This is a genomic window from Stutzerimonas stutzeri KOS6 (assembly GCF_000307775.2).
GTDB classification, from domain to species: domain Bacteria; phylum Pseudomonadota; class Gammaproteobacteria; order Pseudomonadales; family Pseudomonadaceae; genus Stutzerimonas; species Stutzerimonas stutzeri_B.
Genome location: NZ_KK020676.1, coordinates 1,233,440 through 1,246,736, shown reverse-complemented (window position 1 = coordinate 1,246,736; position 13,297 = coordinate 1,233,440). Strand labels below are relative to the sequence as shown.

General features: G+C 53.4%; 8 protein-coding genes. All 8 read right to left on the bottom strand.

Going from position 1 to position 13,297, the window contains the following annotated elements; genetic code table 11:
* Positions 1-867 (bottom strand): histidinol-phosphatase, encoded by an 867-nt coding sequence (locus tag B597_RS33840; protein WP_003292725.1) that lies wholly within the window; start codon positions 865-867, stop codon positions 1-3.
* On the bottom strand, positions 864-1,892 hold the full coding sequence (locus B597_RS33835) for a radical SAM family protein (protein WP_003292726.1): 1,029 nt from the start codon (positions 1,890-1,892) through the stop codon (positions 864-866). The genes B597_RS33840 and B597_RS33835 overlap by 4 nt, the downstream gene beginning before the upstream one ends.
* A 159-nt stretch (positions 1,893-2,051) precedes the next feature.
* Positions 2,052-2,555 (bottom strand): hypothetical protein, encoded by a 504-nt coding sequence (locus tag B597_RS46980; RefSeq protein ID WP_152028157.1) that lies wholly within the window; start codon positions 2,553-2,555, stop codon positions 2,052-2,054.
* 187 nt (positions 2,556-2,742) lie between these two features.
* Positions 2,743-4,545, bottom strand: coding sequence for a hypothetical protein (locus tag B597_RS33830; protein WP_003292727.1), 1,803 nt, complete (start codon positions 4,543-4,545; stop codon positions 2,743-2,745).
* Positions 4,545-6,989, bottom strand: coding sequence for an AAA family ATPase (locus B597_RS33825; RefSeq protein WP_024161954.1), 2,445 nt, complete (start codon positions 6,987-6,989; stop codon positions 4,545-4,547). Before B597_RS33825 ends, B597_RS33830 begins: the two co-directional genes overlap by 1 nt.
* The gene (locus B597_RS33820; protein ID WP_031323415.1) at positions 6,989-8,479 is read right to left on the bottom strand and encodes a hypothetical protein; all 1,491 of its coding nucleotides are present in this window, start codon (positions 8,477-8,479) and stop codon (positions 6,989-6,991) included. Before B597_RS33820 ends, B597_RS33825 begins: the two co-directional genes overlap by 1 nt.
* The gene (locus tag B597_RS33815; RefSeq protein WP_024161953.1) at positions 8,463-11,855 is read right to left on the bottom strand and encodes a DEAD/DEAH box helicase; all 3,393 of its coding nucleotides are present in this window, start codon (positions 11,853-11,855) and stop codon (positions 8,463-8,465) included. Before B597_RS33815 ends, B597_RS33820 begins: the two co-directional genes overlap by 17 nt.
* A 6-nt stretch (positions 11,856-11,861) precedes the next feature.
* Positions 11,862-13,292 (bottom strand): protein kinase domain-containing protein, encoded by a 1,431-nt coding sequence (locus B597_RS33810; protein ID WP_003292730.1) that lies wholly within the window; start codon positions 13,290-13,292, stop codon positions 11,862-11,864.
* Positions 13,293-13,297: the final 5 nt, after the last annotated feature.

Here is a 13,297-nt window from a genome sequence, read left to right as displayed (position 1 = left end):
TCAAGGCCGTTCAAGTCCTTCTGCCAAAGTTGCTGGTGTGCCCGGTAACGCCAGGCTGTCGAGGGCAACATCGATTCGTCGGCGCCTCTCGTAGTAACTAATGCTCTTCAGCCCCGAAGGCCGCAGGGCCGCGAGCAGCTCGGTAATTCCCGCACCAGCGTCACTCGGGTCATGGGCATCAGACCCAACCGTGAAGGGCACTGCGTGTGCGATGAGCTGCGCCACCAATTCCCGAGACGGGTAAGACCAAAGGCCCTGAACCTCCCCCCCCGTTGCTGGGTCCAGGCTCGACTTTCGAAGACCTGAGGCATTGAGCTCGAATGCAATACCGCTTCGGGCGAGCGGCTCCAGCAAAGGTTCGAAACGGCGCAGGAAGATGTCTTCCGGCACACCGCGCAGCAAGGTGTCGGCGTGCCCTACGGCATCGAACAGTCCACTATCTAGCAGACCTTCGAGATTGGCGAAGTAGCGATCTAGGAACACCTGCTCGGCAAGGCGTGGCAGCTCCCAGACCTTCACCATCGCTTCATCTGGAACCTCCACGTAATGAATCGAGCCGATTACGAAGTCCATCGGGTACCGAGCAAGCAGCTCGCGATTGAAGGCGTCGGTGCCTGGCATGTAGTCGAGCTCCAGGCCACACAGGATGGTGATCTGCCCCTGATAAATCTCCCGCGCCCGCTCGATGTCAGCGAAATAGCGATCAAGTTCGGACGCGAGCAGACGATTGTCCATATCCACGGGGAACGGCGCGTGGTCGGTGATGGTTAGGACGGTCACGCCGGCGGCGATCGAGGCGCGAACTAACTCGTCGACAGTGCCGATCGCATGCTTTGAATAAAAGGTGTGGCTGTGTGAGTCGATCATGCAGCGTCCCACTGTTCAAGCAACCCGGCATGACCTGCCAGCTCCTTCACCAGCCAGTAGGGGTTGTTCGCCTTGGCGATGATCGAACGAAGCAGCTCGGTGTTATCAAGGCGCGTCAGCAACTCGGTCAAGGGTTGCGTATAAAGTGCTCGGGTTAAGGGTGTTTCCCGCACATGGTCGACCAGCCGTTGCCAGTCGACACGGTCAAAATGAATGTTGCCTAGGCGCTGATTCTCGATGCCATAAAGGTATATGTCACCACTAGGCTTCACCGTGACATCCAAGCCGTTGGCCTGCGGCGGTTTGTTCAGGCTGCCGAAGGTGAAGGGCTTGTTGACCTTGGACTCGATCGCCTCAATGTAGCCCAACATATCCAGATAGCCGGGGGCGGTTCCCGGAGTAGGGTGTACGAGGTTCTTGTAGTCGATACCGAAGCAATCGCCGCCCGCGACCAGTACATCTTCCAGCACGCTCTTCGGCTCGATGGTTGCCTCAAGTCCCCAGCAAGCCAGTTCAGACTTTAGGTAGTGACGAGTGAAATCGCGGTCGGTATCGATTGACCGGAACGAGAAACTCAGCCCAGACGGTCGCCGACGCCGCAGGAAGTCTAAGCTGAAACCGTGGGCCCGCCATTTGACCTTCTCGATATGATGGCTGTCGGCACTGAGGCGGATGTTGCAGGTATCACCATTGTCCATGACAATTTGGTTCGTCGTGTCGTAGAAGTCCGCCATCTTGTCATGTGGATAGAACCCGCTGGTGATGAATTCGAAGCACTTGCCGCCTTCGGACAATCCAAGAATCTCATGGAACACTTTAGCGTTGTTGAGTGGCTCGCCTTCACCACTAATAGAGATGCGCTTGACCTCCGAAGCATTGATCAGCCTGGCAAGGTTCTCCCGAGCCAGCGTTGATAGCTCCATGCTGATGCCAGCTTTGTGCTTGTCAGCATACATACAGAAGGCACAACCGATTCCGCATATCTGGGTGATGTCGATGTAAAGAAGATGACCTTCGAGATCCATGTCTGATGACTCTATAATCCCAGCGCCAGCAGCGCGAGGAACTGTTCTATGGAAAGTGCACAGTTGCTCATCACAGCAATTAACCTGAGCTACGATTTTGTCCTGAGTTAGCAATTTGAACTAACGTATATGGACTTCCAGCTCGGAAGGTTGGCCCTGTTATGAGTCAGCTTCTAGCAGCCTGCCCTCTGTGTCGTAAGCCCTGCGAACAGGTTGAATATTTAAGCGCAGTCCATCACTGCAAACTGTCAATTCACCTCCACAACCTGGGTGTGTGAAACCTATTGGCTTTGGATCTGGATAAATGCGGTCGAAGGATGCCGATATCGGTAAAACTGGCAAAATTGTGGATTGCTCAGAGCCACAGGTTAGGCATCGCCCCCCGCTTTTCCGATTAACCATAAGGCTGCACAGCTGCTGCACAAGTCGAAGCCTTTCTTGAGCAGCTACAAGTTCAGATTTAGCGCAAATTAGTGCTGGGGTTTCCACTGCCCTTATCTGCCACCAGCGCCTAATCGGCGGGTTGTTCAACAGCTCGTTTTCAACCACGCTGCGCAGATGCTCAACCTCTTTGGCTATTTCTGCCTCAATGGCTTCATCAGGCTTGACCTCGATACCTGACAAATCATGGCAGCTGTCACACCAACCCATGGCAACACGCATCTTTAGCTCTTTGCCATCAATTATGTAAAAGCGATAACCCCAGGTTTGTGCATCCCATGCATGCAGATCACACCCAGTACACCCATAGGTTAAGACAGGCATCGACACATGCTTGCTCCTCAAAACGCACTAATAAAAAAGCATTCAGATCTTCAAATTTCGCTATAACTCAATAGCAAATCTAAGATCAGCCTGTAATTGACAACGCCCAGCCTCTACGACCCTGCGTCCGGAAATCGTACTTTCCACCCAAAAGCTGCTCATATTGGCGCTGCCCCTTGGGGCCACGCAGGTAGCGAACCGTCCCACACGAGTCACATTCTGCCCTGAATCCAGCCGGACTCTGGAAAATCAAACGCCCCTGTTTTTTGCATACGGGGCAGCACTGCAAATAAGCAAGTTCCTGGTTGCGCTCGAGCAACTCAGAACCAAGCCGAACTGCATTGGCGGACTTCAATGCCGCATGAAGATCCGAAAGGAGGCCATCCCCTAGCATGTCTCGAACTTGCATCGTTTTGGTTTGTAGGTCGACTTGCAATGCCGACGCACCCTTGGTCAGGCTGATTGCTACTGTCGGAATTTTCTCTAGCTGCCGACCATAGCTCTCCAGCAAAATGCGTTGCAGAGTTTGGTCTACTAACAAGCCAAATCGTTCTTCGCAGTACATATCTGAAGGTGAAAGTGGCACCCACTGCCCCAGAAAGGCATCTCCCTGAAGATCGTGACCTATAGCAGGCCAGGCGATATACCGATTGGAAGGTACCTCCACCTCTGGTTCGTGATCAGTTGTCAGCCAGGGTACAACCGTCAGCAGTACTTCTTCGCCAGAAGCGCGTGTAATCAGTAACTCCCATTCCAATCTCTTCTGACGGAGCTGCAGAGTTTTACCGGCCCAAATACCTTGATCCCTGCCACCAAGGTAGGGATGCAGTGCTCTGCGCAGGACAAGCCCTGCGTAACGTGAGTAAGCTTGAGCAAGATTTTGGTTCCGCTTAAAGCGCTCCTCTGCGTCTACAGTAGCACCGGCGTGGGTCTTGCCAAGGAGCTCCCATAGTGTGGCCACATGCCTGTAATGTGGGTCGTGGCTGAGGATGTTGGTACGGTGTAACGCACTCGCAACCCGAGCATTGCGATCAACGAGTGTGTAGAGGCCGCTTTGCCGCAACCCACAAATGGTTTTATGCAGAATTTCTAGTTTGTGTAGGTTTTCATTTAATACCTTGAAAGCCTTCCCTGTAGAACTCTGGTCAAAGGTCATACCCCAGATATCGCACACAGCACGGGCAAGCCGGTGATCAATATCTGCTGACTTGTAAAACTCCATCGCTTGCTCAAGCGTCGCCTTCAAACTGCCAAGTGTTGAAAGGCGGGCCCGCACATACCTATCTGCTTCGTCGAGTAGCCTTGCATAGAGACGGTTTTCGTAAATACCGTAATCATCCTTACTGAATCGAGCCATCACCTTTCGTGGGATAACACCACTCAGCGTCTGTCGCTGCCAGCACTCCGAATGGGACGCAAGATGGACCAGCGCTCCTCTGGACAACCTACGTGCACGAGCAATATCGGTGACCTCATCCTCATAGTGCATGTCCAGCCGCGGGCGTTGAGAAATTCGATGAAGATGGCCTTCACGTAGTACCTCCAGCAGCCTCTCCTCAAACGGTTGGAGATGCCCTTGATCATCGACAATCGCAGCCGGCATAAGCGGGGATATCAATGCGCCAGCCTGCTGGAGATCGGCATCTATGGTGGCTATGGCTTTGAACAGAAGGTCGTTGCTCGCAGCATCGACTTGGTTGGGCAGGATGAACGAGCGAACCTGATCATTGAGCTGGCAGCGCTGTCCGTCATCGCCCACCAAAATGCCCGAGAAATTGGGCGTATGACCATTCAGGGTCAACCCGGTGGTATCTGCCCAATACCGACCAGGTACCACCTTTTCCGGAAGCTCACTCAGCTCCTGACCTGTCAGCCTGTCCAGCCACATCAGCTAACGCCTTCCAGTCGACGAATGTCATTTTCTAGCAGTTCAACACAGCTTTGCGGTACACCTTCAAGACCTGCTTCATCCCAGAAAGTAAGCAGCCCTTCCTGGAGGTTTTTTAGTGCATCAAGGCTCACGTCGTATCGGCCGGTAACCTTACCCTTACGCATCACACGCGTGGACAATAGGTGATCAAGAGCTTCTGCCTCAGATCCTCCCGCAGCTTTAATCACAGGAATAAAGCGCATCGCTTGCTTCTCGAAACGATTACCCCAACCTAAGCCAAAATCCTTTTCCAATCGCGTGGTCAGGCCGTCATTACTGAGCCACCCCAACAACTCAGCGACTTCCTGCCGATGTTTATTGCATGCCTCGTCGAAGGCTTTGTTCAGAGAGGCATACGAGAAACTTGCGGGGTCGTATTGTTTGATACTGAAGCGGTGGTCCTGCTTCGGCAGGGTCATCACATGCGCGCGGTCATAGGTTTTATCAGCCAACTCATTGGTTGTTTCGTCATGGTTGGCGGTACCGATAAACCAGACGTTGCTAGGCACAAGAATCTTGCGCCCATCACGCAGCATGACAGGCGCATTGGGCATGGCCGTCTCTGCAAGGCTGATCAGACGCTCATCCCGATTGTTTTTCTCAAGAGCCGAGAGAAACTCTGCAAAGTACTGCTCGGGGCGAGAAAGGTTCATCTCGTCGAGAAGAATCACATTACAGGTATCCCTCCAGCGCGGTGTTTGCGCCTTATAAAGGGCTTGCAGACAATCCTTCTCGTAGAAACGTCGCTCAAAGGCGTTGTAGTGGCCGAGCAAATCATCCCGATCACGCCAGCCCGCCTGGACGGCAATATCGGTACAGAAGCCACCCATGGCCTTGGCAAAAGCCTTCGCCAGACTGGTCTTACCCGTACCACTGATGCCCTGGAAGACATGCAGCTGACTCATAGCCAATCCGCCTAGCAGCAGGCGAATATCTTCAAGGGGATAAAACAGCTCAACCTGCTCTTCCGCCGTAGCAATACGATGCTGGAGCTCTTCAGCAAACTGTTTGAGTCCAGGCACGGACTCGTGCTCCATGCTTGCTCGATATTCCTTTCCAGAATCCATCAGCGACATGGCTGGGAAAGGCGTCTGAGTCTTCTGGGCACTGGTTAACTGCTCTATGCGGCTTTCCAGATCATCAATGTGCACAGTCAGCGTGTTTTTATGCTGCTCAAGCACACGCTTTTCCCGAGCCACAGCCTCAAGCTCAGTTGAAGCAACACGCTTGCTACTCAACTCGCGCCGCGACTCATCCAACTCGGGTCTTATCACAGCAAGATCACGCTCGAGATCCGCCTTGCTGCTGCGCAGATAGTCGATTTCACGCTGAAGCTCGGAAGTATCCGACTGCTCCAAACTGCGTTTCAGCATTGCGTTCTCACGCTTTAACTCATCGAGTTGTCCCAAGATATCCGCAGCGGATTGATCTCCGAGTGCCTGCGCCAGTTCCTGCAGGTCAGCGAGTTTCTCTTTGAGTTCATCGGCCTTATTCCAGGCCGACTCGCGCTGGCTTTCAAGTTTTGCTATTGCACGCTCGTGGCTTGCGCGCTCAGCTTCCATTTCAGCTGCAACACGTTGTTCAAGGTTGGCTTGCGTAGCTTTGATATCAGCCCACTCGCGATCCATACGACTGCGCTCACGATCAAGCTCCATCTTGCTCTGCTTGATTTCATGTTCACGATCATCGAGCTGCTTTATGCGCTCAGATTCTTCCTCGGAGCAGTTATATTTGATCTCTGCCAAGCGTCGGGCAGCTTGTGCCAGCTCGGCATCAAGCTTGCGCTTTTCATCCTGCAGCTCTCGTAGTGAGCTTTCTTGCTGCTTGATAAGTTGTTGTTGACGCTCCTCAAGCTGGCGCAAGGCCTGTTCATTCTGCTCGACAAAACCCGCCTGAGCGTTGGCTTCGCGCAGGTTAAGTGAGCGCTCTGCATCCAGCAGCTCTGATTTCTTACGCGCCAGTTGGGCCTGCTCGTCTTCAAAGGCAGCCTTTGCTTGATCAAAGGCTGCCTTTGCAGTCGCGAAAGCATCCTGTTGCTCTGCAAGTGCCTGCTCCCTTGAGCCAATACCGGCGACTAGGTTGTTGGCCTGATCCCAGCGCTCTGCATACTCCTCGTGTAAACGCTCCTTGAGCTTAACCAGCTCTTTGCAGAAATCGGCAAATCGCTCAATCCAGCGCGCTAGATCGGTGTCACCTTCGGCCTGAAACCTTTCAAGCACACTAAGTAACCAGTCCTGATCCACATGGATACTCATGCTCATATCAAACGACTGGTAAACCTTGGAGGCGCTCTCAAATGAAGCCTCCCAAGTATGAAGCTGCTTCTCCAGCGAAGGACGTGATACTGCAGCTGCTGCAGGCACTTGTTGAGGGCCAAATTTATTCGCGCTCTTCTTCCCCATTACATCCATTCCTTAAACTGTGCAGTAAAGCTCAGGGCGAACTGGATACTGTCCAGCGCCACACGTGTCGTGAGTTGAATTGGTTGTTTGCCTGTAAAGCTGCTTTGGGCATGGCTGCTCTGATTGCGCAGATCTGCCAGCTCCAACAGCTTCTTAAGCTGCAGCTCGTTTTGCCCCATCACCTTGAGAGGATGGCGTGATTCATTGAGTGTTCCCATGACCGCAGCAAAAAGCAGTGCCTTTAGTGAGGAAACAGGTGTAGCGCAGGCGCGAATGACCTGATCAAGTTTTTGCCTAGCCAGTAGATTGATGACATCAGCTGTTAAGGCAGGCACCTGCAAAGCCTTGAGAAGGTTCTGATTGAGCTTAAAGTCGAGTCTTTGCTGCGTGGGCAATACACCCACATCCGCGGGGTAGGTGCGAATTAGCCACTGCATCAGCACCTCAAGCAGCTTCTGACTTTCTACTAGGGCCGCATCCAGTTCCTGGTGGCTGTTATCACCCTGCTGCAGCTTCTCCCGACGCACCAGCAATGCCGCCAGATGCCGTTTGATATCTGGCTGGCGCTCCACCCAGGGATATTCAATCAGCACCTGAAGCTCTGTCTGTTTGCGCAGCGCTTCAAGCCACTCATCAACAGGCTGGTTTTCTATTCGCGCAATACCGACCAGGCTCTCAAGATGAGCAAGCAAGCGATCATCCTGCTCAATCGCTTGAAGAAGTGATTCCTGCAACCACCACGCATTCTCCCGCAATCCAAAAGGGTCCTTGACAGCCCACAGACCCTGTCCATGCTCATCGGCGGTTACCCAAACCAGAACCCGAGCGGGCTGAGCAATGGCGTCCAGACGCTGAACACCTTGCAAACTAACGTGCTCAGGTAAACCCGTTGACTCTCCCAGTTGCCGTGACGCCGAGTAATCCTCACGGTAATCACGGTAGGCAAACATCAACGACTCATGATCTAGGCTTGGTAGCTTGGTATGTGCAGCGGCAATCTTGAAGGGCCGGATGGATTGACCTGTTTTCCTCTCGATCATGAACTCGGGGAACCGAGCCATTTGGTCCACAGGCTCCATTTGGCTCAGTTGCACAACAAGGCGAGGCCAAAATTTTCCGGTGAGCGCGTCCTGCAATAAATAGCCGGATTTCATATTGGTATCAGCGACATCCTGATCATCCAAGAGCCTTTCGCCATTGAGTGTCAGGGCATCTGCGTTATCAACCAGCCATCCATTACTGACACACTGAGCCTGTATCAACTTGATCAGATTCAGGTGAAGCCCAGTCAATTCAGCAAGATCCTCTGCACGTACAGTTTTGGCACGAACCAAACCAAGTACCGCTCGCTGCAGTAGGTTCAATTGTGGCCGTTTGGGGTCTGGATACAGAACACGGTGTACCAGTACCGGCCAAAGCAATGCCTTTCTCTTACCTCTGGGCTTAGCATCAAACTTTAGGTACAAGCCCGACTCAACGAATGCGGCCACGTTCACCTCCGCACATCTGATGGAAAGCAGCCAGCGCTGGTACAGCTTCAGTAGCCTCAGGTGCAGTGGCTAAAGCCGCATCCCCGACGCAAATCAGCATTTGCCGCTGACGACTCATGGCTACGTTCATTCGGTTGGGTAAGCGTAAAAAACCAAACTGCCGATTTAGTTGCTTTTCACGCTCGGCATTATCGTCGGCGTTATGCAGAGGCTTTGCGGGGGTATAGGTACGAACGCAAGACAAGAGCACAACATCAAATTCTTTACCCTGGAAGGCGTCGACCGATCCGACCCGTAATCTTTCCTCCAGACTTTCTGAGCCGTCCCCACGTACCTTTCTTGCCCACTTGAAATGCTCGTGCGGCTCGAAGGCCCCATTGCGGAACTCCATCAGAGGGGTATCGCCGATACGCTGCTCAGCGAGTTTTTCCATGATCAAGTCGCGCTGGGCTGCATAGAAGGTAATAACGCCGATCGAAAGACTGTCTCCCCCCGCTTTCAGAAGCCTGACCACCTCATCCGCGATGCGTTGCGCCTCAGCCTCTCTGACTCGGCTTGTACCACTGCGCTGATCTTTGCCTTGCGATGCAGGCACATCAATCCACTGGCAAATTCGGTCACGATAATCAGCGGCCAACGGACCAAGACCGGCGAGAAATGCTTCGGTAAATGCAAATTCATCGGCACGGCGAAGGGTGTGAATCTGGCCCAAGCCGACCGATTCATAAAACTGCTTGCTGACAAACTCACCGAGTAATGGATGCATACGAAACTGGGTATCCAGCATTACGACACGGCGAATGTTGTCTACCTTTTCCAAGTCTTGCAGCTTGACCCGCATGCGTTCGAAAAGACTGGAGCGAAAAGCCATCAGCTGCAGTTCGGTGAGCAGATGTTCTTCTTGTAGCTGCCCTTCGATGTCTGGCTCAAGCATGTGCGGCAACTGCCGGTCATCCCCGACCAACACCACACGGCGTTTGGCCATGGACATGGGGATAAAGAGGTCTAGAGGGTTCGCTCGGGCCGCCTCATCGATCACTACAGTATCGAAGTCGACACCAGGGCTATCCAGACCAGGGAGAGCCTTAAGGCTTGCCATCTGTTTGCCTGCTGCCTGCTGACAGGTAGCACCCACTACCATGGAATACTCATAAACAATTGCCTGCGCAGCCCTTCGGTCCATTTCTAGGCTGTCAGCAAGTTGTTCCAGTACCCAAGCCACGCCCTGCTTTCGTTGGCGCAGCCTGTGCTCAACAAAACGATCAATTTCATCGAGTAAAGCAAGGGCTTCAGGGTCTGCCTGCTGCCTGAGTTGCGCCGGTCGGTAATCGGGCATGAACTGATCGAGCAGTGTGTCTTTCAAGGCCGCCAGGTCATGCAACAGCGCATCCGAGGGCTGCGAGCTGTCTGCCGCTTCTTGCAGCAACGCAAGGCAGTCGGTGCTCGCGTCAGCGATGTCGCGCTTCAACCAACTCAGCAAGTCCCAGGCACGATCAGGCCCGTCGTCGCTGAAAGAATTTCGTTCTACCCGCAATGCTCGGATTCGCCTCAAAGCGAAAAACTGTTGTCCATTCGTCTTGGCAGCCGGGCTCTGTCTTTGCAAGTGCTCGATGTAGTCTTCAAGTCGGGTTTCAAGCTTTGGCGGCAGGATCAAACCGTTACCATCCAGCTCACGCAGTGCACTCAAAATACCGGTGAAGGTCTGCGCTTGATGGCTTGGCGAAATACCAGCCATTCTGGCCAGGGCTAATCGGGTCGTCAGGTCCCGGATAAGTTGCAGTTCAGGATACTTGCTGTATTGCTCAGCGATCTTCTCCTGCAAATGAGTGCCTTGCCGATCCAGCCAGGGATCAATTACCGACACCTCATCTTGTGCTCCGCGCTTGCCGCCCACACGAGCACCCGGCAAGCCAAATACATCGCTACGATCCAGCGCATTGTCTACTGCATCGTGCTGGAAACTGCTGATAAGAACCTGTGCAGCGATATTTCTATCTTGGGTTTCCTCCGCAAGGCGACGCTGAAGTGCGGCGATGACCTGCGTTTTCCCTGTTCCGGGCGGACCAATAATGATGGCGATATCAGGAGTATTGAGTGCTGCATCCAACGCCAGCGCCTGCTTCTCAGTCGGCTTTCCGCCTTTGAAGGTTTCCAGCGCATAGGGCGTCAACCCATTCATTGTCCGTCGCCTTGAAGCTGGCACAGTTACACCTTCCAGCAACCATTTTAGTTGTGGCAGGCGCTTGCCCGAATCAATCGACTGTTTGGCAGCAAGACGTCTTTTACCAACAGTACGGTGCCCCGCTAGTGACAGGTAGAGCCAGCCTTCCGGCTTTTTTGGACGGACTCCGGGCCTGGTTGAAGCCGGCTTGAAAACAATAGCGTCACGCTCAAAACGTATACTGCCTCGCGGAGTATTCTGATCGGCCTTCGCTTCTTCTGTAACAAGCTCCTCCGCCCAATCTGGAGGCTCCACACCGAGATCAACTTGTGTGTTTGATGGCAGTTCAAGTGAGCGCCAACGCTCACGAAACTCCCTATAGTCATCCAGCGATTTCGGGGTCAACCGCCATACATTCTCACGTCCTTCTTCAACGCCCTCCCATTGAACGAAGCGCAGTGCGCGCAAGGTCTCAGCCGTCTTTAATGCGCCCTGCCATTCTTTATCGTTGTAGAGATTCCACAACTCAAGATAACTGGCGCTGTCGCGCAGGGCAGCCTCCAGCAATGCTTGCTGGCTTGCACTTTGGAGAACTGCAGCAACGGAGGCATCACGAAACTCGAACTGACCGATCAGTAACGAATAGGCGCCGTCACGACGCGAGTGACGTGCAATGCGTTTGATCAGAAGACCACGATCTTGCAGTTGCTCAATATCCGCACGCCAGCCCTTGCCCAGCAACTGGAAACCACCTTTTGAGGTGCTATTGCTGAATCGAGCAACTGTAAGCCAGTCGCCTTCTTCAAGACCACGTACAAGGAACTGATCGGCTAACCAGCGGCAAGCCAGGTCTATGTTCTTATCTGCGATTTCCTGCTTGCTGAAGAGGTCATCGGCAATCAGCTCATCGACCCCAATCTCAAGCTGCATGGCAGACACTTCAACCGGCGCACAGTACTGCAGCAAAAGCCTATTGCTGCCCTGCTTACTGGTCAGTAGCCAACGCACCTGATCTCGCAGAGCCAGCCGGCTAAAAAGATCCTGATCGGCGGAGGAGCAGCTTACTTTGACGCGTTCGTCGCCCTGCACTGCCAGCCATTCATCCTGATAAGCCTGGATGAAAATCGCCTGGCCGATTTGAAAGCGGTCAATGCGCTCATCCGTGGAAAGAATCAGCACATCCTCGGACAGCATGGGAAAGTCTTTAAGTTCCATATGCCATCACCACCTGAACTGCCAAATGACATAGGACTTCCCAAGCTCGGTTGCACCAAGGCTGGATTTTTCCGGCAGACCCACGTGAATCAGATACGGCTCTTTATGCTGCCCACGCAGAGCTTCGGGTAACCCTTGTTGACGCTCCAAAGGCTTTTTGGCCTCTCCTCGCTGTAGTTGAAGTTGAGGTTTTTCCTTTGCTAGCGGATGAATAACCAGACCCTTTTCGTTGTATTCGATCCGGATATGATCTGCAGGCCATTGGTCATAGTTATACGTTGGCATCAGACGCTTCAGCTCAATCTCAACACCAGGCTGAAGCCAGACCTTGCGCCCGGTTGCATACCTCTCACCTTCCGCAGAATCTTCTTCTGCCGGCAAGGAGATGAACTCTTCAAGCAAGACCAGCCGGCTATCAACAGGCTTGTCGCAGAAAAAACACTCAGCATCTTCAGCTGAACCAAGCCCAGCTGGGAGCAAAGTGGTGCCGCCACAACCTGAGCAGCAATAAATGCGCTCATCAATCTCTGCCAAAGCCTCAAGCCACTCAGCCATGCTTGGACGCTCAACAGGATTGCGCAGGCCCGCTTCAAAACAACGGCCAAACAACTCGGGTAGCTTGCTGTGTTCAAGCAACTGAATCGGCAAGTTGGCAAAGCACTGATTGGCATCGTCCTGCGTGTCATTGATCCAGGGATGCTCGCCGCGAAGCGCAGCTTCTTCTTCCTCGGGCTCGCCGTCACTGACCATCTCACCCTTAAACGGATGGTTATGAGTCAGCAACTGATAGGCGATGACCGCAAAACTCCAAATGTCCGTCAGGCTGGACAGAAGCGCATCGCCACGGACAACCTCGGGCGCACCATAGTCCGCTGTATGCACGGTCAAACCACTGTGAGACTCAAGGCTGATGTTGTCGCAATCAATCAACCAGGTTTCTGCATGGTCAGGATCATCTGACACAAAGATATTGCTGGGAGAGAGATCACCATAAAGCATCCCACGGGCATGCAGTTGGTTCAGTGTGCGGGCGAGTTGGCTCAAAATGCGGATGCGACGCCGCAAGCCGCCTTGGCGCAGGTAATCGGCTGATGCCTCGTCTTCAGCAGCGACGAAGCTGTCAAACAGACTCTGCAGTGGCACCAACCCATCCATAAGCTCCATGACATAGCCACAGCGTGGCTCAGCCAGCAACTTTAGCGGCCTCGCCAATTTCAGCCCGCTGAGCTCCGCGCGAGTCAACCAGGCAATATGGCGGCTCCAACGCAAGCGCGCATGGGCATCCTTATTGGTAAAGCCTTTGATCAAAACTTGGGGATACTGAGTGTGGTAAACGATACCCTGCCCACCCCTGCTCAGCTCTCCACGCAATTCATAAACTGAGCCTTTGGTGTCCTTTACGCTGCGGTTACCCGCCGCTTTTGTGGTCGCGGTCATCTGCT